The sequence below is a fragment of the Thermoflexus sp. genome, from assembly GCF_042408815.1.
In the GTDB taxonomy this organism is placed as follows: Bacteria; Chloroflexota; Anaerolineae; order Thermoflexales; family Thermoflexaceae; genus Thermoflexus.
On the sequence record NZ_JBHOQR010000013.1, the window covers coordinates 15,827 to 36,626 of the forward strand.

A 20,800-nucleotide genomic window follows, 5' to 3' on the forward strand; every position below is an offset into this window, starting at 1 on the left:
CCGGAGGGGCGACCCGGCGATGGGTAACCGGGCGATGGACTGGTTCCGACAGGCGGAGCGCGATCTGGAGCAGGCGGAGGATTCGCGCCGGGCCGGACGGCATGAATGGGCGTGCTTCGCCGCCCAGCAGGCGGCGGAGAAGGCGGTGAAAGCGTTGCACCTGTCCTGCGGGCAGGAAGCCTGGGGACATGTGATTGCCCGCCTGCTTCAGGAGCTTCCAGAGACGATTTCCGTTCCCCCGGATCTAATGGAGAAGGCGCGGGTGCTGGATAATTTCTACATCCCCCCCCGCTATCCGAACAGTCATCCGGCGGGTGCACCCTTCGAACATTACGGGCCTCTTCAGAGCGAGGAAGCGATCCGCTATGCCCGTGAAATCCTTGCGTTCGTCCGTGCTCAAATGGCCGGGGCGGGAAGCCGTGGATCAGGCGGTGCGGGAGTGGGCGCGGCAGATCGCCCGGGAGCGTCCTGAGGTGATCCGCATCGGCTATTTCGGTTCCTACGCCCGAGGGGATTGGGGTGTGGGCAGCGATGTGGATCTCATTGTGATCGTCCGCTCCTCCCCGGTCCCTTTCGAACGGCGCGCCACAGGCTGGGACACCTCGCGCATCCCTGTTCCGGCGGATTTGTTGATTTACACGCAGGAGGAGTGGGAAACGCTGGATCGAGGAGGGCGGTTTTATCAGACCCTGATGAAAGAGGCGGTCTGGGTCTACGAACGCCCGGAGCTGCAGGCAGACGCGTGCTAACGCGATCGGGTGGGCGTGGGCGCCGGCGCGAGGGACACCTGGATGTTCGGCGGGATCAGCGTCCATGAGAGATTGGCCACTGTGGCGCTGAGGGTGACCGTAGGCGTGAGCGTATAGGTTCCCCGCTCCAGATCTCCCACATCAATCCACACCCGCAGCTCGTTCGGGCGCAGGTTCTCCACATACGGCAGCGGGCCCCGGAGGATGACATCCACCGTCTCGGGCGAGAGCCGGGCGATCATCCCCGGCCGAAGGCCTTCCACGACGATCGGAACCTGCTGGAAGACCTGGGTGCTGAGGATCGGTTCCACCCGAAGGCGAACCTCCACCGTAGTGGGGCTGCCTATCAGGGTCACCCCGGCGGGAAGGACCAGGGGGACTTCCGCGATGAGCTCCCCGCGGGCCTCCGAGAGGTCGATGGGTTCTGTCGAGATGAAGCTCCCGATCGCCTCCAGCCGCCGGGGATCCCCGGTGAGGGTCACCGTCGGCGGATCCACGGAGATCTCGGTGAGCTGATAGCCTCGGGCTGGGCGCCCCTGCAGCGCCACGCGAACCGGCAGCTCGCGGAAGCCCAGACGCGGCTCCACCGGGACCGTGACCGTGATTTGCTCCGGCTCGACTTTCAACTCCGGCAGCAGCTCCCCCTGCGGGTCAACCGCGGCCAGCCGGATCTGGGTTTCCACAGACTGTCGAACGCCGTCGATTTGGATCCTCCCCACGGCCATCGCCGCCACCGCCACCCGCGAGCGCGGGCCGCGCACCTGCACCTTGGAGAGCGCCGGGAGAGGGATCCCCGCCTGGTAGCCGATCGCGGGTTGTCCCAGGATCTGGATGGATACTGGAACCTCCCGGCTCTCTACATGCTCCAGGCGGAAGCGAACCCGTGGAGGATCCACGCTCAGAATCTGAATCCCCCGCTGCCGGATCTGGATCTGGACAGGTCGCTCATAAGTGCCTTCTCCCAGCCCCTGGACATCGACGAAGGCCTCGACGTCCTGAGGAGAAAGGCTCCCTTCTATCGCGCGCGGCGCCCGGAGGCGGAGGCGGATCCGTTCCGCCGAGGCCTCGAAAACCACTTGATCCGATCCCAGCCCGTGGAACGCCAGCGGCAGATCCGTCAACGTCCGTTCCACCGGCGGGTTCTCTTCCCATACCGCGGCCGCCCAGAGGGCGAAAGCCAGCCCGAAGGCCAGCAGGGCCAGGCCCAGATTCTCCCGCATCCATCGGGTTCCCCGCATCTCCTTCACCGGATGAGAGTCTAGTCATCTTGGCATGGCGATCCCTTCGACTTATCCTCAACTTCCCTAATGGGGGAAGAAGAGGATCCATGCCCGTCGCCCAAGCTCCCGTAACTCCTGGAACCACCGCCGGGTCCGCTCGATCTCCGGCGGGGGGCTATAAAAGTTCCGCAACACGAGTTCCAGGCGCCGCGCGTCCAGGCGGCGCACGATCCGTCCATTCAGAGCCACCGAGATCGTCCCCCGCTCCTCGGAGATCACGATCGCCAGGGCGTCACTCACTTCCGTGATCCCAATGGCCGCGCGATGGCGCAGGCCCAGCTGCGGATCCCCCACCCATCCAGTGGTGAGGGGTAGGATACAACCGGCGGCCACTACCCGCCCATCCCGGATGATCACTGCGCCATCATGCAGGATCGTGTTCGGCGCGAAGATCGTCATCAACAGCTCCGGGGTCACCCGGGCATCCAGCCGGATTCCCGTTTCGATGTAGTTCTCAAGGCCCGTGGTGCGCTCCAGAACGATCAGGGCACCGTGCCGGCGCTCCGCCAGGCGGGGGCACGCTTGCACCAGGGCCTCGATCACTTCATCGACTCGCGCCCCCTGAGGGTCTCGCTGCAGCCAGAGCCCCAGGCGGCCTAACCGCTCCAGGGCTCGACGGAGTTCCGGCTGGAAGATGATGGGGATGGCGATCAGGAGGGCCGGCAGGGTTCGCTGTAGAAGCCAGCGCATCGCCCGAAGGGAACTCAAGGGCCCGCTCAGGATCAGGACCAGCAGGATCAGGATGAACAGGCCCCGGATCAACGTAACGGCTGGTGTCCCTTTCAGGGAATACAGGATCCCGAAAAAGAGGAGAGCCACCAACCCGATATCGATCAGGCTGATCCAGTTCAGCTGATCCAGCAGATAGACCAGATCCCGCACGAAGGCTCACCCGTCTGATGGATCTTCTCCCTATCCATAGCCATGCATAGATCTCAGGAGGATTCAGAGATTTGGACCCGCGCCGCTGGGCTCCCAGCGGGAAGGCGGAAGGGCCCCCTCCCTGCGGCCCTGTCGACCGCCGGGAAGGGGAGGGACAAGGGCCTTGCGGCCTGACCGGATGCCAGGCCTCGGGGTCCCCGGGAAGGGGGGAGAGTCCGGCCGCTGTCCCGAGACCCCTTGCTACGGGATGGGAGCGTCAGCCCATCAGGGCTCGATAATCCGCAGCGCGGTCCGGGTTCAGCTGGATCAGGGACTGATAGACAGCCCGGGCCTCCCTCCGGCGCCCCTGCCGGAAATAATGCTCCCCGATCCGTTCCAGATGTACGATGGCCTGTTCCGTCTGGCCCAGCTCCAGATGCACCTGAGCGGCCAGCTGTCGCAAAACCGGCTCTTCCGGGAAGAGGGCGATCAGCTCCTCAAGGTTCGAGGCCGCCTCCGCCAGCTGGCCTGTCGCGCGCGCCTGATCGACCACATTGCGGATCTCTTCCAGCGCCAGCTCGACCCGACGGGCGCGCAGATAGGCCTCCGCCAGATCCCAGCGGATCTCGAGATCCTGGGGATCGATCGCCCGGAGTTGTTCCAAATACTCCACGGCCCGGGCCCAATCCAGGCGCTGGACAGCGATCTCCACCAGCCGGAGCAGGAGAGGCCGGAGCGCTGCGCCGGAGATTCCCCGCCGCGAAGCCCAATTCAGCGCTTCCTGGCCGATCCGCTCCGCCTGTTCCAGATTTGCCATCTGCAAATACGCGTCCGCTATGCCTGTGAACGCCTGGATGGTATGGGCAGGATCCCCCAGCTCCTGAGAGAGCTGAAGCAATCGTTGCAGGGCGGGCAGATCGAGGGGGGCGAGCTGAAGCGTCTGCTCAAAAGCCGCCATTGCCATATATAGATCTCCCATAAACAGAAAATACTCGCCCAGGGTCCGGAATTTCCCCACTGCCGCCTCACTGCGATGGCCCCAGATGAGCAGTTGGCCCAAGGCGAGATGGGCCAGCGGCGCGAAAGGCATCCCCGCGATGACCCGCATGGCCTCCTCCAGGGCGCTGTAGAACAGATTGTGCTGCGCCCAGGTGTATGCTTGCCCCAGCTCGATCAGGAGGCGTTCCCCCTCTGGATACATCAGCGCATCCGCCAGGGTAAGGCGGAATGGCGTCTTCTCCGTCCACTGATCCAAAGCCCGCCGGATCAGGGTTACGCGATCCAGCCAGGTAGGACTTTCCAGGATCTGCGAAGCCTCCCTCTGGAGAGCCGCCTGCTGCTCAGGATGCCGCTGGATCCAGGTCCGCAGGAAGCGATACCGATCGCGCAATCCCGCCGCTGGATCCTGATGGAGCAGCTCCTGTTCGATGTGCTCTAAGGCTTCCAGATATCGCTCCGCCGCCCGCTCCAGGTTTCCTTGGCGCTCTTCACAACGGGCCATCAAAAGCAGGCTGGCCAGATGATAATCAGAAGCGGCCAGCGCTCGCTGAAGCCACGAGAGGGCCTCATCGCAACGCCTCAATTCCGTCAGGATCGCCCCGGTGGCAAACATGAGAGCGGGATGCTGGAGTCCGGCTGCCAGAACCTGCTCGTAAAGGGCCAGGGCCTCCCGCCACTGCCCATGGGAATGGGCATCCACCGCCCGCCCTAATCCCGCGTGGATTCGGAACCATTCTTCTTCGGAGAACGTTCCGCGATCCTCGGAGAACACCAGATCGGCCAGCGCATGAAGGGCCCGGGAAAGGGCCTGACGGATCAAATCCGTGGGGGCTTCGGCCTCTTCCAGCGGCAGCATCCAGAAAGCTTCCGCCCGGGCCTGCTCCGCCTCGGCTTCCATTCCCCGAGTGGGAAGGGTAGGCAAGGGGCCGGTGCCGGTTCGATGGGCCAGCTGCCTCCGCAGCCAGTCCCGGGCCTGGAGTGCCTGGGGGTGATCGGGATCCAGAGCCAGGGCGGCGCTGACCGCTTCCAGCGCCCGCTGCAGATCCCCCTGCTGGACCCAGGCACGAGCCCGGGCGAGATCAGCCCGGATCGCGGCTTCCGGCTGGTGGAGCTGACGATACGCATGGGATAGGGCGTCCAGGGTATCCACCCGATTCGGCTCCAATCGGACGGCCTGCACCCATGCCTGGACCGCCCGTCGGAGATCCGCCTGCGCCGCGAACAGCTGGCCGGCCTGGTGGTAATGGGATGCGGCCTCCGCGACACGGCCGGCGCGCTGGTAAACCTCTGCGAGGCGGAGCACCGGCGTGGGATCGCCCGGGCGAAGCCCTATCAACTGCTGGAAGGCTGCGATGGCCTCCTCATAATGGCCGGCTTCCAGGCACGCCAGGCCCAATCCTGTCAGAGCCTCTGGCTGATCCGGAAGAGCCTGCAGCGCCTCCCGATAGGCCGTGATGGCCACCGCCCATTGCTTTTGCCAGAGGGCTTCGTGCCCGCGTCTCAGCGCCTGTTCATAGCGCAGGCGATCCCTTTCCATAACTGGGCTCCCACCCGTTGGATGCCTCAAAGTGCAAGTATAGCATTAAACGAGGAAGGAGGATGGGTTCCCTCAGAGTCGCTTCCCTAACCGGTCTGGATCGGCTTGAAAGGGCTCTCCAGCGTGGCTACAATAACTCTCACCGATGGCCCTGGCATACAGGAAGCTCCATTCCATCCGGGGAGGAACAGGAGGCCGGATGATGGGTCGTATCACGTCGCGTCATGAGGATTACAGCCAGTGGTATCTGGATGTCATCCGGGAAGCGGAACTCGCCGATTACGCCCCGGTTCGGGGGTGCATCGTCTTCCGACCTTACGGTTACGCGATCTGGGAAAACATCCAGGCGGCTGTGGATCGGCGGTTTAAAGCCCATGGCTATCGGAACGCCTATTTCCCTCTCTTCATCCCTTACTCGTTCATCCAGAAGGAAAGGGAACACGTGAGCGGCTTCTCCCCGGAGCTGGCGGTGGTGACCATTGGAGGCGGGGAGACCCTGGAGGAGCCGCTGGTGGTGCGCCCGACCTCCGAGACCATCATCGGCTACATGTATGCCCAGTGGATCCAGTCCTACCGGGATCTGCCACTGCGGATCAATCAGTGGTGCAACGTGGTGCGCTGGGAGAAGCGGACCCGGCCCTTCCTGCGGACGCTGGAGTTCCTGTGGCAGGAGGCTCATTCCGTCTTCGCCACCTACGAGGAAGCCGAAGAGGAAGCCCGGCGGGTGCTCGATCTCTACACGGACTTCGCTGTGGAGGACGCCGCCATCCCGGTGATCCAGGGCCGTAAAAGCGAGTCGGAAAAGTTCGCTGGCGCGCTGCGCAGCTATACCATCGAGGCGATGATGGGCGATGGGCGCGCGCTGCAATCCGCCACCTCTCACAATCTGGGGCAGAACTTCTCCCGGGCTTTTGAAATCCGATTCCTGGACGCCGGGAACCAGATGCAATACGCCTGGACCACCTCCCATGGCCTATCCACGCGGATGGTGGGGGCGGTGATCATGGTGCACGGGGATGACCGGGGGTTAATCCTCCCACCTCGCCTCGCGCCTGTTCAGGTGATTGTGGTGCCCATCTGGAAGAGCGAGGAGGAGCGCTCCCGGGTGCTGGAGGCCTGTGCGCAGGTCCGGCGGATGCTGGAACCGGAGATCCGAGTGGAGGTGGATGCGCGGGAAGAATATACCCCGGGTTGGAAATTCAACGAGTGGGAGCTGCGCGGGGTTCCCTTGCGGATCGAGATCGGCCCGCGGGACGTGGCGGAGCGACAGGTGGTGCTGGCCCGTCGGGATCAGCCGGGCCCTCAAGGGAAATGGGCTGTCCCGATGGAGGGGCTTCTGGGCGCGGTGCACGAGGCCCTGAGCACCATCCAGGCGGATCTCTATCAGCGGGCCCTGGCCTTTCATAAGGCCCATACCCATTACCCCGAGACCTACAATCAGCTTCGGGAAGCCGTGGCCGATGGGTTCGCGTGGGCCTGGTGGTGCGGAAGCCCGGAGTGCGAGGCCCGGGTTAAGGCGGATACAACGGCAACCAACCGCTGCATCCCCCTGGAGCAACCCGATGGGCGCGGTCGATGCATTGTGTGCGGCGAGCCCGCCGCGGAAATGGCGGTCTTCGCGAGGGCGTATTAATGACGGATTCTCGCGCTTTCTCTCTTCCGAATGGGATTTGCTCGCTATCCTCGCCGTGGCCCGAGGGCCATAAGGAAGAGATAAAACGACGCATGGGGTCCTCCATGGAGCCGGATGCTTCCTAAGGTCGGAGGGCAGCCCCAGCAAAGCTCAACGGGCGATCGTGATCGTCAAGGAGGGAACCATGGATTTTGTCATCACCGGACCAGCGGACACTGCAGGGCTTCGATGGTTCCGGGATGGGCTGTGGCGAACCCTGCGGGCGCAAGGGCATACCTTCCAAGAGGAACCCACGCCGGATATTCGCCTGGTTCTTAACTTCACCCATCCATCCCGACCTCGTCCCTTCCGACGGAAATCCCAGGGGACGTTTGTCACATCGATTGTGGAGCTCCCAGAGCCGCCCGTCGATTTCCTGAAGACGTGTTATCCCATCTTGGTCCGCTCCCTCTCTAATCTCCTCATCGTGCTGATCCCGGGAACTCACATCTCCTCATCCAATGGGATCCGCTGGGAGGCACACTTCGTCACCCTGGAGCTCGGCCATTATGTAGAGACCTGTCGGGAAGATGAGGGGGATTTCTTCGAGCGGATCTACCGGCGCTTGGCCCCTCTGGCCCAGGCCCGTCTGGTGATCAACAATGAGTTCCACCCCGATCTGCCGCCGGAGCTTTGGAACGGAAACGAGCGGACCGAGAAATTAAAGGAGGCGGGCCGCTTCCTGGCCTCCCTGAATCTGCTGCCCGCGCCCTTTCCGCTGGAGGAAATCCTCCCACCCCGGGATTTCCAGCATGTGAAAAGGCTGTATGGGCTGGGCGGCCTGAGCTACGGCAATCTCAGCGTGCGGGAGGATGCCGAGCGCTTCTGGATGAGTGCCAGTGGGGTGGACAAAGGGAACCTGCAGGTGATCGGCCGGGACATCCTCCTGGTGAAAGGCTACGATGCCCAGCGCAATGTGATCCTCCTGAGCGTCCCTCCGCACATCGAGCCCCGCCGTGTCTCCGTGGATGCGATTGAGCACTGGATGATTTACCGGGAGCATCCCCAGGTGGGGGCCATCATCCATGTCCACGCCTGGATGGAGGGCATCCCGGTGACGACGGTCAACTATCCCTGTGGGACGTGGGAGCTAGCGGCGGAAGTGGCGGAGCTGGTGCGCCGCTCCCCGGATCCCGCACAGGCGGTGATCGGGCTGCGCAATCATGGGATCACGGTGACCGGTCGCGATCTGGATGACATCCTAAAGCGCCTGCGTGGTCGGGTGATCCCTCAAGTCCCGATGGAATAGATAATGAGCCGATCCTCCCGGTTCACCCCATATGCCGCATCCGGAGCGATGCTTCTTGCGCTGGCCGTTCTCGGAGGAGGGCTTGCCCAGGGAACGGGGGAACGGTTTTTCCCAGAGACCGGCTATACGGTCCGGGAGCCCTTTCTGGGGTTCTTTGAGGCTCATGGCGGGGTGAGCTTCTTCGGTTACCCGATTACCCCCGCCATCCCGGAGCCCCCTTACTCCATTCAGTGCTTCCAGCACGCCTGTTTACGCGGGGATCCCTTAGCGCCTTCAGATCGAATGGTGCAGTTGCTTCCCATTGCGGAAGCCTTAGGGTTAGGAGCCCCGCCCATCGCCCCGCAGCGGATCCCGCTGGGCCGTCCCTTCCGACGGTTTATCCCGGAGACCGGACACACGGTGAGCGGGATGTTCCTCGCCTTTTGGTTACGACATGGCGGCGCACCGATCATGGGCAATCCGATCACAGAGCCGTATGTTGAAAACGGGCGGGTGGTTCAGACCTTCCAGCGGATGAAAGTGGAATGGGATCCGGTGGAGCAGACCGTGCGGCCGATGAATCTGGGGGAATCCTATGCGCATATCCGGGGGTTCAACCCGAGGGTTCCTGCTCGCATCCTCCAGACGCCATCCCCTCTCCGGATCTATATCGCCGTGCACCGCCCGGTCCTGGCGTCTGGCGATTGGCAGACGATCACGGTGTTCGTAACCGAAGAAAATGGCCAGCCCGTCTTCCGGGCCCGGGTTCGCATTCAGATCACCGGCCAGGGCCCATGGCTTCTGGAGACGGATGAAACCGGCAAGGCGATTGTGCATTTCCCAGTGGGCCCCTTTCCGTCCGGATCGCTGGTGGAAGTCCATGGGATCGCCTCCGATGGCCTTCGCCAGGCGGAGGCCTTCTCATCTTTCCGGATATGGCCTTGAGGGAGGGTTGATAGGGCATTGGGGTTTCGAAACCGGCTTGCCTTTCCCTTCCCTCAGGATTCCGCAGACCCGCTGCTCTCCCGGATGATCTGCAAATAGAGCTCCTCCAGGGAGGCTTTTACAGGCGTCACGCTCAGGATCGGCGCTCCCGCCTCCACCAGGCGGCGGACCAAAGCGGGGGTCACTGTCCGCGAGTTCCTGACCTGGATCTCCAAGCGGCCGTTCCGGAGGACCGCCTGGATCACTCCGGGTTGCTCCTGGATCCGAGCTAGATAAGGCGTAGGGTCTCCATCGATCTCGATCGCGACCACCTCCCCAAACCGCTGGGCCCGCAGCCGATCGGGGGTATCCAGGGCCAGCAAACGGGTGCGCAGGATCGCCACCCGATCCCCCAGGCGTTCGGCTTCCTCCAGATCGTGGGTGCATAGGAGGATCGTTCGCCCCTGGCCTTTCCATGAACGCAATAGCTCCCGGACCTCCAGGGCGGCTTCTGGATCCAGGCCTGCCGTGGGCTCATCCAACAGGAGGATCGGCGGATCATGAATCAGAGCCCGAGCCAGGGCCAGGCGCTGGCGCATCCCTTTAGAAAAGGTGGCCACCGGATCGCGGGCCCGATCTGCCAGATCGAACTGCTCCAGAAGCTCCATGACCCGGGAACGAGGGGCGGGGACCTCATACAGGCGCGCATAGATCTCTAGGTTCTTCCACGCCGGGAGGCGCTCCCAGAACCCGGGGGTTTCCGGCAGATACCCAATCTGCCGGCGCAACCAATGGGACTCCGGTGTCATGCGCTCCCCTGCAATCCACACCTGTCCAGATGTAGGGGAAATCAACCCTATAAGGAGACGAAGGGTGGTGGTTTTGCCGGCGCCGTTAGGACCCAGAAGGACGAGCAATTCCCCTGCCTGGACCTCCAGGGTCAGCCCGTCCAGGGCCAGGATCCCATCATAATGTTTGGTCAGATGCTCAACGCGGATCATTTCCCTTCCCTCTCGAGCGACCTGTAGCGTTGGAGGATCTCCTCGACCACCGCATCGGGGGAGCGCCCCGTGGTATCTACCCAGTGGGGGATCTCCCGGTAAGCGTCTTCCCGGGCCTTCCAGAGGCTCCTCAGGCGCTCCACGAGGGTTTCCCCCGGGCGAAGGCGGAGGAGCGGTCGATCAGCTGCTCCGGTCAGCCGGCGGGCGATTTCCTCCAGATCGGCATATAGAAAGAACAAATGGCCTCCCGCCTCCAAGGCGGCCCGATTGGTGGGGCTTATGCATGTGCCCCCGCCGGTCGCCAACACCCATCCCCGGGGATGGGACCATTCCTGACAGAGGGCCGCCTCCATCGCACGGAACGCCTCCTCGCCATCGCGCTCAAAGATCTCCGCGATCGATCGCCCGGTCCGTCGGACGATCTCCTCATCGAAGTCCAGGAATGGCCATCCCAGCCGGGCCGCGAGCTGCCGACCGATCGTTGTTTTCCCGGCCCCCACAAAACCAGTGATCACCAGGTTCCGTTGCGACATGCTGTGGATGTCACCTCTGAATCAGCTTCTGCCGGTCACAGCCGGTAACTTCGGGCAGGAGGGGCTTCTCCTCCAACCCGGTAGGAATGACGTTATCGGATCGGCGGCGGCGCCAACCAGTCGTAGCCGATCGTCGGATCATTATGGGGGATGCGCCCTTCGTCCTCGGGATCATAGGTCCTGGAGGTGATGTAAAACAGGTGCACCGGCGTGGGGCTAATCACCTTGCATCCATGGGCTACGCCGGGCGGGATCTTCAATACCCGCGGTGGCGCATGATCCCCCAGGTAGAGCTCCATCGTCTGCCGATATGTTGGCGAATCCGGCCGGAGATCATGCAGGGCCACCTTCAGCGTCCCGATCGCCACATACCACCAGTCGGTCTGCTTCCAGTGGATGTGCCATGCCTTGATCACACCGGGATACATCAACGAGTGGCTCCATTGCGCGAACCCCTCGGTGAAGATGGGGTCGGTGACTCGTAGGATCTCCCGAAAGAACCCCCGCTCATCCACGTGGGTGATCAGCTCCTTGAGCTCCACGCCGGCGATCATCGCCACCTCCTGGCGAGATAGAATCCCGCAACCCGAGGAATGGGAGGGCGTAAGCGCACGGACTCTGGATATGCGCTATAGCGTCTCGCCCCTTTCCATTCTAAGCGGGATGGCGCGTAAGCCATGAATCCGGTGTTGTGCATGCATGGCCCTGCGCGTTCAGGAAGAGGATTGGCAAGCGCCAGATCTCTTGCTCTCCGACTTCCCTTGTGTTAGTCTTTGATTACCTGTTCGGAAGGATGGAAAATCGTTCTCTGAGCGATGGATGCTCGCAGGAGGTGCCCATGGTTCGTCATCGCTGGATCCGCGCGCTGTCCAGGTTGGGCTTGATTTGGGTGATCCTTCTGGTTGGATGTCGCCCCGTGCGCTCCCGTTCTGGTCCTGCGCCCACAGCAACCCCCCCGGGATTGCTTCTGGGTCAGCCGACGCCGACCTTGCTGCCTACTCCCACCTGGACGCCGCTCCCAGTGTTTCCCCAGGGCGCTCCCACGCCGACGCCGTTCCTCTCCCCGCTCCCGACGCCGACGATGCCTGCTGTCGTCCCGGCGCCGACCTCCGCGCCTCCGTCGGGGATCACCCATGTGGTCCAGCCCGGGGAGACTCTCTTCCGTATTGCCCTTCGCTATGGGACCACTGTGGAGGCCATCGTCCAAGCCAATGATCTAATCAACCCGGATTTCATCGTGCCTGGCCAGCGGCTGGTGATTCCCACGGCGGGGGCACCTGCTCCCACTCCTGCCGGCGGCGAACGGATCTACATTGTGCAGCCCGGGGATAACCTGTTCCGCATCGGGCTGAAATTTAACATGCTCTGGACAGTGATCGCAGCTCGCAACGGGATCACGAACCCGAATGCGATCTATCCAGGGCAGCGTCTGATTATCCCAAGCCCATGAAAATCTCATCCCGGGGGCTATGGGTGCCTTGAGGGGAGGCCTAGCAGGAAGGGGCCACCGCCCACAGCGCCCAGTCCGCCATCAGGCCGGAAGCCGTATCGGCGATCTCGGTGGAGGTCTTTATGTTGGATCCCGTCATAGCGGAGATTCCGCTGGAAAGCCGGCGGGTCTATGAGGGCCGCGTCCTGAATCTGCGGGTGGATACAGTCCGCCTGCCCTCGGGCGGGACGGCGTTGCGAGAGATCGTGGAGCACCGTGGGGCTGTGGCCATCGTCCCCGTCTTGACGGATGGACAAGTGGTGTTCGTGCGGCAGTTCCGTTACGCGGTTGGTCAGGTTTCTCTGGAGATCCCAGCGGGCACTCTGGAGCCTGGAGAGGATCCCCTGGCATGCGCCCGTCGGGAGCTGGAGGAGGAAACGGGCTATCAGGCCGCCCGCTGGGAACGGCTGGGAACGATCTGGCCCACCCCCGGTTACAGCACCGAGGAGATCATCCTCTTCATGGCCCACGATCTGACGCCTGGCCCCGCGCGGCCGGAGTTCGATGAGGCGCTCAGTGTAACCTGTATGTCTTGGTCAGAGATCTGGGAGGCGATCGAGGAAGGCCGCCTGCGGGATGCGAAGAGCATCGTGGCCTTGACCTGGGCTGCCCGCCGCCTGGGAGGGAAATAAATGGCTGGCGAAGCGACCTCGATCCGCTCCACCCGATGGACGCTCTCTTATATCCCGGCCCTCCTGCTTTTTATGGCCGGGCTTGGACTTCTGACGGCTGGTGCCCTGGAGTGGATCTATGCCGACCGGATCTGGCCAGGGGTTTTCATCGGCGACGTGGATGTGGGGGGGTTGAGCGAAGCGGAAGCCCGGACCCGGTGGGAGGCCACGCTGCCTGATCCCCAGCGTCCCCTTTTCACCCTCCGGGGGCCGGGATTCGAGCAGACACTTTCCCTGGCCGACCTGGGGGCTCGCGTGGACATCCTGGGGACTCTCCAGGAGGCTATGCAGGCCGGCCGCGGGAGGGGCCTTGCCGATGGGCTCGATCGGTTCTGGATCTGGTGGTTCGGCCGGACGGTGTCCCCACGGGTGGAGGTCGACGCTGCGCTCCTAGAGGAACGAATCGCCGCGATCGCGGAGATCATTGATCGTCCTCCCCGGGATGCCTTTCTGGAGATCCGGGGGGATCAGGTGATCGTTCACCCGGCGGAGGCCGGAGCCCGCCTGAACCAGGCGGCGCTTCAGGCACGCCTCCTGGAGGCGTTGTCCGCTCTACAGCCTCAGATCATCGACCTGCCGGTGGAGACCGTGCCCCCTGCGGTGGCCGAGGTGGAGCCAGCGCGGACCCAGTTGAGCCAGTGGCTCCAGGCGCCGATCCGCCTCCTCGTGCCCACCGAAACCCTGACGGTTCCTCTTCCCCTTCCAAAAGCCGGCCCCTGGGAGCTCTCCCCCGCGGACCTGGCTCGGATGATCACCGTGGTCCGCGTGGATTCCCCGGCGCCGCATTTGGAGGCTCGGCTGGAGGAAGCCCGCCTGCTGGAATGGCTGACCCCGATCACCCAGACGCTCCGCGCAGATCCGGTGGATGCGCGGTTCATCTTTGATGAAGCGCAACGGCGATTGCTTCCCATCGCGCCTTCCCAATGGGGCTATCGGGTAGCGGTCACAACCACCGTGGCCCGCATCCGGGAAAGCCTTTCTGGGCCGACCCGGGAGGTCCCGATCGCCCTGACGCTGGTCCCCCCGCGCTATCCGGAAACAGTGACCGCGGAGGCGCTCGGGATCACCGAGCGCCTCGCTGCGGCGACCACCAGCTTCAAAGGTTCGCCTCCCCCGCGGGTGCGGAACATCACCCTCGGGGCCTCCCGGATGCACGGCGTGGTGGTTCCACCCGGGGAGGTGTTCTCCTTCAATGCCTACCTGGGGGATGTCAGTGTGGACACTGGGTTCGAAGAGGCGCTGATCATCTTCAATGGGCGGACCGTTCGAGGGGTGGGCGGGGGGCTTTGCCAGGTCTCCACCACCTTGTTCCGGGCTGCCTTCTTCGGAGGCTTTCCCATCGAGGAGCGTTGGCCTCATGCCTATCGGGTAGGATGGTATGAGCGAACCTTCGGGCCTGGCCTCGACGCTGCCATCTTCTCCCCTTATGCGGATTTCAAGTTCCGGAACGATCGCCAGACGCCGATCCTGATTGTGGCAGAAGTCGATCCGGAAGCGGGGACGTTAACCTTCAAGATCTACGGTGCGAACGATGGGCGAAGGGTGACGGTGGAAGGCCCCTTCGTTTCCAACATCGTCCCCCATGGCCCTCCGATCTACGAGGAAGATCCTACTTTGCCGAAAGGGAAGATCATCCAGGTGGATTGGGCGGTCGATGGGGCCGATGTGCTGGTCAAGCGGAAAGTCGAGAAGGATGGGCAGATCCTGTATGAGGATCGAGTGTTTACCCGTTATCAGCCCTGGCAGGCCGTCTTCAAGGTGGGAACAGGGGAATGATCCTCCGGCGTCCATCGCCCATGAACGGTTCGAACGGCTCAACAACCCTCCGCGGCCGCCCCGTGGAGGCTTGCGGGGAACCTCTTCCGCCTTGAGCGGGGTGACCGCTCGATGGAGCCGCGATCTCGAGGTCAGCGGCGTTACCCCGGCCTCCCTCATGGCCGCACGGTCAGCTCGCTGATCAGCACGCTGTTGTTGACCGCGCTGGAGTACCCGGGGGTCAAGACGACCACCCGGGCGGCCGGATTGCCCTCCGGGTAGAGGCCGGTTCGGAGCTGATAGATCCCAGGCGGAGCCCCACCCGGGATGGGCAGGGCCAGCGGATCCCGCACGATCTGCCCAGGCTGCCAGGCTGGGATGGGAGGGGTTGGTGGGGCATCCCGCTGGGCGATCAGCTGGCCGTTCGGGCCGATCAGATGGACGAAGATCACCAGCGGCTGATCCACCCGCTGCAGGGAGCGCCACTCCAGGGTGGCAACCAGGGTTTCCCCAGGCCGGAAATCTCGCTGGGGCAGGTCCACGGCATCCAGCACCACCCAGTTGGCAAAGTTCGCCCCGATCTCGACCCGCGTCCCCGCGCTCACCGTCAACGTGAGGGGCTGGCCCACGCCCAGAAGAGCCCCTGGCGGGGGGATCTGACCCAGGATCCGCCCGGGAGGTTCTGGGCTCCACACCCGTTCCACCCGCACATCCCATCCATATGAGCGCAGGCCGTTCAGGATGTTCTCGTCCAGGGTATATCCCAGGACGTTGACGACTGGAAAGACCGGTGCGCCACGGTTGACGGTGACCCGGATGGTTTCGCCCGGATGCAGCGTCGCCCCTGGCGGAGGCTCCTGGGTGATCACCACGCCTGCAGGCTGCTGAGGATTTTCCGTCTCGCCGACAACCGAGAGTCCCAATCCGAGCCCCATTGCCCGTGCCTGCGCATCGACGATGGGCAATCCTCGGAGGTCGGGAACCTGGATGGTCGGCGCGATGGTCGGCGGCGGAGTGGGGGTCGGAAGGCCCGCTGGGCCGCCCAGCCACGCCCGATAGACCAGCAGCCAGAGGGGAATCAAGCCCAGGATGGCCAGGGCCGCCAGCGCCCCCAGGAGCCAGACCATCCAGTCCCGTTCCTCTGGGATAGGGGGGGCTGTTGGGGACGAGGGAGGGGCTGAAGCCGGCGGGGAAACGTCCGGGATGGTTCGCTCAGCCGGTTGCTCCGGGAGGCCCATAGGGGATGGCATCGGATGATGCTGGAGCAGCACCCGGGCCAGCTGATCTGCGTTCCGGTAGCGCCGGGCGGGCTCCTTTTCCAGACAGGTGAGGAGGATCGCAATGAGATCGTCCGGCAGCGTCGGCTGGAAAGTGTTCGGAGAAAGAGGGGCCTGCATCCGATGGGCTTGAAGCCATTCCGTGGGAGTAGACGCCTCAAAAGGAAGACGCCCTGTGAGCATTTCATAAAGAATGAGGCCCAGGCTATACACATCGGAGGCCGGGGTGGGCGGCTGGCCGGCGGCCTGCTCCGGAGAGAGATACTGCGGGGTGGCCCAGGTCGTTGGATCGGGATCCCGGGACCACAGGAGGGCCGCGATGCCAAAGTCCACCACCTTGACCTCGCCGGATCGGGATACCAGGACGTTCTGGGGCTTAAGATTGCCGTGTACCAGATTGTTCCGGTGAGCATAACCCACCCCGGCACAGATCTGGAGGAAGAGCTCCAGCGCCCGCTCCACCGGGAGGGGAGCGCTGTGACGGATCAGGGTTTTGAGATCCCAACCGTCCACATACTCCATCACCCAGTAAGGCTGGCCGTTCTCCCATCCGAAATCATATACGGTCACCAGGTTCGGGTGGGATAGGCTGGCCAGCAGACGAGCCTCAGCCTCCAGCCGCGGGCGCAGCGCCGCATCCTGCAGGCGATCGTTGCGGAGAACCTTAATGGCCACCGTGCGCAGGAGGACCGTGTCGAACGCCCGATGAACCACGGCCGCCCCGCTGCGTTCCAGCGTGCTCAGAATGCGATATCGTCCCGCGAATAGCGTTTCGGCCATCGCTTCCTCAGCTTTTCTGATGGTAAGAGATCCGCCGCTGGGATCCCCTTTCGGGAGGTCGGTTCTCATTATATCGAAGGACAGACCGGACCCCTGAGGCATCCCCCGGGGGCCGATTAACGACCCTGAGCCTCCTGGAGCAGTGCATACAGTCCCTCGAGCCCCAGGATGTAGCTCCGCCATCCGAAGCCCAGCACCACCCCGCGGCAAACCGGAGCGATCACCGAGGCCCGCCGCCATTCCTCCCGAGCCTGCGTGTTGGAGATATGGACCTCCACCGTTGGCAGGTTCACTGCGGCGATGGCGTCACGCAGGGCATAGCCGTAGATATGTAGAGCGCCGGGATTGATGAGGATCCCATCCGCCCACCCCCGGGCTTCATGGAGGGCATCGATCAGAGCTCCCTCATGATTGGACTGGACGATGCGCAAGCTGACCCCGTGGGTCGCCGCCCACTCTGCCATCCGGGCGTTGATCTCCTCCAGGGTCATCGTCCCGTAAATATGGGGCTCCCGGGTTCCCAGCAGATCCAGGTTCGGGCCGTGCAGCACCAGGATGTTCATCCGCGACCTCCCCGAGCATCAGAAGCGGATCGCCCATCCCCTATCTATTGGAAGTTGCGAAACCGTCCGGTTCTGCGTATCGTTATTTTCCGCCAGAACCCTCACAGTGGAAAGCGGGATCTTGGGGGCGTGGGAGGCACGGAGATGAGGGCGGAGCCTTTTGCCGTGATACTGGCGGGGGGAAGCGGCACGCGTCTGTGGCCGCTGAGCCGGCAGAGCCGCCCCAAGCAGATGCTCCGGCTGCTGGGGGAGCGGACTATGTTTCAACTGACGGTGGATCGTCTGCTTCCGATGTTCCGACCGGAGCAAATCCTAGTCATCACCGGCCAGGAGCACGCGGAGGAATTGATCCACCAGGCTCCGGAGATCCCCCAGGAGAACTTCCTGGTGGAGCCGGTGGGGCGCAACACGGCGCCCGCCATCGGCCTCGTCGCCCTGCACCTTCGCCGGCGAGCGCCGCATGCCCTCATGGCCGTCCTGCCTGCCGACCATTACATCCGGGATGAAGCCCGCTTCCGGGCCGTGCTCCGCGCTGCCTTCCAGGTGGCGGAGAGAGGGTTCCTGGTCACCCTGGGCATTCGCCCCACTTACCCCGCCACGGGCTTCGGCTATATCGAGCGCGGGGAGCCCCTGGGCCGCTTCGGCGGCTTCATGGCCTACCGTGTCCTGGCCTTCCGGGAGAAGCCGGATCTGGCGACCGCTGAACGCTTTGTGGCCGACGGTCGCCATTCCTGGAACAGCGGCATGTTCATCTGGCGGGCGGATCGCATCCTGGAGGAGATTGAACGAAGCATGCCGGAGCTCGCCGCCGGGCTCCGGGCGCTGGAGGCGGCCCTCGGGACCCCCGAGGAGGCGGCCGCCCTGCGCCGGATATGGCCGGAGATGCCGAACATCAGCATTGACTACGGGGTGATGGAGAAGGCGCAGGAGGTTGCCGTGATCCCGGCGGAGTTCGGGTGGAGCGATATCGGCAGCTGGGCGGCGCTGCTGGACATCCTGGCCGCCGATGACCAGAGCAACGTGGTTCTGGGGACAGAACACCTGGGTCTGGATACCTCCGGTTCGTTAATCTTCGGAAATGGCCGGCTGGTGGCCACCGTGGGGATCCAGGATCTCATCATTGTGGACACCGAAGATGTCCTCCTGGTCTGCCATCGCGAGCGCGCCCAGGATGTCCGTCTGCTGGTGGAAACCCTAAAACGGGAGGGACGGCAGGAATATCTGTAGCGTTTCGTCCGGATAAATGGCCCATATTCTTTTACCTGCAGGGATAAGGTTTGGAGGGAAGAAAATGGCGGAGAAAGGCACACGGCTGGTCATCGTGGAATCCCCTGCCAAGGCCCGCACGGTAGGCCGCATCCTGGGCCGGGGTTTCGTAGTGAAAGCGTCCATCGGACACGTGCGGGACCTGCTGAAATCCCAGCTGGCGGTGGATATCGAGAACGAATTCAAGCCCACTTATCGGGTGCCGAAGGAGAAGCAGGCGGTGGTCCGGGAGCTGCGGGAGGCCGTGAAGGAGGCGGCGGAAGTCTATCTGGCCACCGACCCGGATCGCGAGGGGGAGGCCATCGCCTGGCATCTGACCGAGGTGGCGAACATCCCGGCCTCGAAGCTGCGCCGGGTGGTCTTCCACGAGATTACGGAGCCGGCGATCCGAGAGGCCTTCGCCCATCCCCGGGGCATCGATATGCAGCTGGTGAACGCCCAGCAGGCCCGGCGCATCTTGGACCGCCTGGTGGGCTATAAGCTGAGCCCGCTGCTCTGGGAGAAAGTTCGCGGGCGCCTTTCCGCCGGCCGGGTACAGTCGGTGGCCCTGCGACTCATCGTCGAGCGGGAGCGGGAGATCCAGGCCTTCGTCCCGGAGGAATACTGGACCATCGCCGTGGAGTTGAGCAAACTCAATGAGGATCGGACCTTCCGCGCCCGCCTGGTTCGCTATCGGGGGGCCGAGCCTGAGCTCCAGAACGAGGAGCAGGTGCGCCCGCTGGTGGAGGAGCTGAGGGATGCTCTCTACGTGGTGATCAGTGTCAAGAAGGGCGAGCGCCGGCGGCGGCCGGCTGCCCCGTTCACCACCAGCACGATGCAGCAGGAGGCCTCCCGACGCCTGGGCTTCACGGCCCGGCGCACGATGGCCGTCGCCCAGCAGCTTTACGAGGGCCTGCCCCTGGGCGAGGAGGGTTCCGTCGGCCTCATCACCTATATGCGCACGGACTCCACGAACATCTCCCCTCTCGCTCAAGAGGAGGCCCGCCGTTTCATCGCCCAGACCTATGGGGAGCAGCTGCTCCCTCCCGAGCCTCCGGTCTACAAGACCCGAGCCCGGATTGCCCAGGAGGCCCATGAGGCCATTCGCCCCACTTCGGTGTTCCGGACGCCGGAGTCTGTGAAGCCCTATCTGGATCGCGATCAATATCGCCTCTACGAGCTGATCTGGAAACGGTTCGTGGCCAGCCAGATGGCCCCCGCCATCCTGGACACCATGGCGGTGGAGATCGTGGCGGTGCCCCGCTCGCTGATCGCCAACGGAGAGATCCCTGCGGAAGCCCTGGAGAGCCCCCGCTATCTCTTCCGGGCCACCGGTTCCGCGATCCGCTTCCCGGGCTTCCTGGTGGTTTACGAGGAAGCACGTGAGGAAGATGTCCGGTCTGAAGAGGAAGAGGAGGGCGGCGGGCTTCTGCCGCCGCTGGAGCCTAACGAGCGGTTGCGGCTCTGGCAGGTGCTGCCGGAACAACATTTCACCCAGCCGCCGCCGCGCTACACCGAAGCCTCGCTGATCAAAGCGCTGGAGGAATATGGCATCGGCCGGCCCAGCACATATGCCCCGATCATCTCCACCCTCTTCCAGCGAGGGTATGTGGAACGGGTGGACAAACGCCTGGTGCCCACCCCATTGGGGATCACGGTGACCGATCTCCTGGTCCAGCATTTCCCGGACATCATGGATGTGAACTTCACGGCCCGGATGGAGGAGGATCTGGATCGCATCGCCGCCGGCGAAGTGGACTGGGTGGAGGTGCTGCGAGCGTTCTATGGGCCCTTCGAACAGCGGCTCCAGGCTGCCCTGGCCGGGATCCAGAAGATCTCCCTGGATCATGAGCTTCTGGACGAACAGTGCCCCGAGTGCGGCGCGCCGCTGCAGATCCGCTATGGCCGCTTCGGGAAGTTCGTGGGCTGCACGCGCTTCCCGGAGTGCCGTTACACCCGGCCCTTCTACAACAAGCTGGGCATCCCATGCCCTCAGTGTGGCGGAGAGCTTCTGGAAAAGAAGACCAGGCGGGGCCGCACCTTCTATGGATGCAGCAACTGGCCCGCGTGCAACTTCACCACCTGGAAGCGACCATTGACTGTGCGTTGCCCGCACTGCGGCGGCGTCCTGGTGCAGGATGATCGGGAGAGCGCCCGCTGCCTGAAGTGCGAGGCGATGGTTTCCCTCGAGGAGCTGGAGCTGGAGGAGGCTGGCGAAGGCGCGTAAATCCTGAAT

Annotated in this window: 18 protein-coding genes; 10 read left to right on the forward strand and 8 right to left on the reverse strand. The window is 63.9% G+C overall.

The genetic code is table 11. From position 1 onward, the window contains the following. Positions 1-19 precede the first annotated feature (19 nt). Together ACFMO3_RS04430 and ACFMO3_RS04435 are read left to right on the forward strand one after the other, a co-directional pair. Complete coding sequence (locus ACFMO3_RS04430; protein ID WP_376789229.1) at positions 20-472, forward strand: HEPN domain-containing protein; 453 nt, start codon at positions 20-22, stop codon at positions 470-472. Beyond that, a complete protein-coding gene (locus ACFMO3_RS04435) occupies positions 432-749 on the forward strand; it encodes a nucleotidyltransferase domain-containing protein (protein WP_376789230.1) in 318 nt (105 codons plus the stop codon). Before ACFMO3_RS04430 ends, ACFMO3_RS04435 begins: the two co-directional genes overlap by 41 nt. On the opposite strand, the gene ACFMO3_RS04440 is transcribed toward ACFMO3_RS04435, so the two are convergent. The 3 genes from ACFMO3_RS04440 to ACFMO3_RS04450 form a co-directional block, all read right to left on the reverse strand. Beyond that, positions 746-1,969, reverse strand: coding sequence for a YbbR-like domain-containing protein (locus ACFMO3_RS04440; RefSeq protein ID WP_376789231.1), 1,224 nt, complete (start codon positions 1,967-1,969; stop codon positions 746-748). The two genes, ACFMO3_RS04435 and ACFMO3_RS04440, sit on opposite strands and share 4 nt — an antisense overlap. Before the next feature lie 84 nt (positions 1,970-2,053). After that, positions 2,054-2,911 (reverse strand): diadenylate cyclase CdaA, encoded by an 858-nt coding sequence (gene cdaA, locus ACFMO3_RS04445; protein WP_376789232.1) that lies wholly within the window; start codon positions 2,909-2,911, stop codon positions 2,054-2,056. A 256-nt stretch (positions 2,912-3,167) separates the two neighbouring features. Then, the gene (locus ACFMO3_RS04450; protein WP_376789233.1) at positions 3,168-5,426 is read right to left on the reverse strand and encodes a tetratricopeptide repeat protein; all 2,259 of its coding nucleotides are present in this window, start codon (positions 5,424-5,426) and stop codon (positions 3,168-3,170) included. 199 nt (positions 5,427-5,625) lie between these two features. Here ACFMO3_RS04450 and proS point away from each other — a divergent pair, with 199 nt between their 5' ends. The 3 genes from proS (at position 5,626) to ACFMO3_RS04465 (ending at position 9,271) form a co-directional block, all read left to right on the forward strand. Next, positions 5,626-7,059, forward strand: coding sequence for a proline--tRNA ligase (gene proS / locus ACFMO3_RS04455; RefSeq protein WP_376789234.1), 1,434 nt, complete (start codon positions 5,626-5,628; stop codon positions 7,057-7,059). 184 nt (positions 7,060-7,243) lie between these two features. Next, complete coding sequence (locus ACFMO3_RS04460; RefSeq protein ID WP_376789235.1) at positions 7,244-8,347, forward strand: class II aldolase/adducin family protein; 1,104 nt, start codon at positions 7,244-7,246, stop codon at positions 8,345-8,347. A 48-nt stretch (positions 8,348-8,395) separates the two neighbouring features. Next, a complete protein-coding gene (locus ACFMO3_RS04465) occupies positions 8,396-9,271 on the forward strand; it encodes a hypothetical protein (protein WP_376789236.1) in 876 nt (291 codons plus the stop codon). A gap of 53 nt (positions 9,272-9,324) precedes the next feature. On the opposite strand, the gene ccmA is transcribed toward ACFMO3_RS04465, so the two are convergent. The 3 genes from ccmA to ACFMO3_RS04480 form a co-directional block, all read right to left on the reverse strand. Beyond that, positions 9,325-10,251 (reverse strand): heme ABC exporter ATP-binding protein CcmA, encoded by a 927-nt coding sequence (gene ccmA / locus ACFMO3_RS04470; RefSeq protein WP_376789237.1) that lies wholly within the window; start codon positions 10,249-10,251, stop codon positions 9,325-9,327. Further along, positions 10,248-10,784, reverse strand: coding sequence for a shikimate kinase (locus ACFMO3_RS04475; RefSeq protein WP_376789238.1), 537 nt, complete (start codon positions 10,782-10,784; stop codon positions 10,248-10,250). The genes ccmA and ACFMO3_RS04475 overlap by 4 nt, the downstream gene beginning before the upstream one ends. 92 nt (positions 10,785-10,876) lie before the next feature. Next, a complete protein-coding gene (locus tag ACFMO3_RS04480) occupies positions 10,877-11,338 on the reverse strand; it encodes a dTDP-4-dehydrorhamnose 3,5-epimerase family protein (protein WP_376789239.1) in 462 nt (153 codons plus the stop codon). Between the two features lie 284 nt (positions 11,339-11,622). Here ACFMO3_RS04480 and ACFMO3_RS04485 point away from each other — a divergent pair, with 284 nt between their 5' ends. The 3 genes from ACFMO3_RS04485 to ACFMO3_RS04495 all read left to right on the forward strand — a co-directional run bounded on the left by ACFMO3_RS04485 (position 11,623) and on the right by ACFMO3_RS04495 (position 14,720). After that, positions 11,623-12,234: a LysM peptidoglycan-binding domain-containing protein gene (locus ACFMO3_RS04485; RefSeq protein WP_376789240.1), complete on the forward strand. Its 612-nt coding sequence runs from the start codon at positions 11,623-11,625 to the stop codon at positions 12,232-12,234. Between the two features lie 122 nt (positions 12,235-12,356). Beyond that, positions 12,357-12,905: an NUDIX domain-containing protein gene (locus tag ACFMO3_RS04490; RefSeq protein WP_376789241.1), complete on the forward strand. Its 549-nt coding sequence runs from the start codon at positions 12,357-12,359 to the stop codon at positions 12,903-12,905. Continuing rightward, positions 12,906-14,720, forward strand: a complete 1,815-nt coding sequence (locus ACFMO3_RS04495; protein WP_376789242.1) for a VanW family protein — start codon at positions 12,906-12,908, stop codon at positions 14,718-14,720. 155 nt (positions 14,721-14,875) lie between these two features. On the opposite strand, the gene ACFMO3_RS04500 is transcribed toward ACFMO3_RS04495, so the two are convergent. Beyond that, on the reverse strand, positions 14,876-16,756 hold the full coding sequence (locus tag ACFMO3_RS04500) for a protein kinase (protein ID WP_376789243.1): 1,881 nt from the start codon (positions 16,754-16,756) through the stop codon (positions 14,876-14,878). A 116-nt stretch (positions 16,757-16,872) separates the two neighbouring features. After that, positions 16,873-17,319 (reverse strand): type II 3-dehydroquinate dehydratase, encoded by a 447-nt coding sequence (aroQ, locus tag ACFMO3_RS04505; RefSeq protein ID WP_376789244.1) that lies wholly within the window; start codon positions 17,317-17,319, stop codon positions 16,873-16,875. A 144-nt stretch (positions 17,320-17,463) separates the two neighbouring features. On the opposite strand from aroQ, the gene ACFMO3_RS04510 reads away from it, so the two are divergent. Together ACFMO3_RS04510 and topA are read left to right on the forward strand one after the other, a co-directional pair. After that, complete coding sequence (locus tag ACFMO3_RS04510) at positions 17,464-18,546, forward strand: mannose-1-phosphate guanylyltransferase (protein WP_376789245.1); 1,083 nt, start codon at positions 17,464-17,466, stop codon at positions 18,544-18,546. 64 nt (positions 18,547-18,610) lie between these two features. After that, positions 18,611-20,791: a type I DNA topoisomerase gene (topA, locus tag ACFMO3_RS04515; RefSeq protein ID WP_376789246.1), complete on the forward strand. Its 2,181-nt coding sequence runs from the start codon at positions 18,611-18,613 to the stop codon at positions 20,789-20,791. Positions 20,792-20,800: the final 9 nt, after the last annotated feature.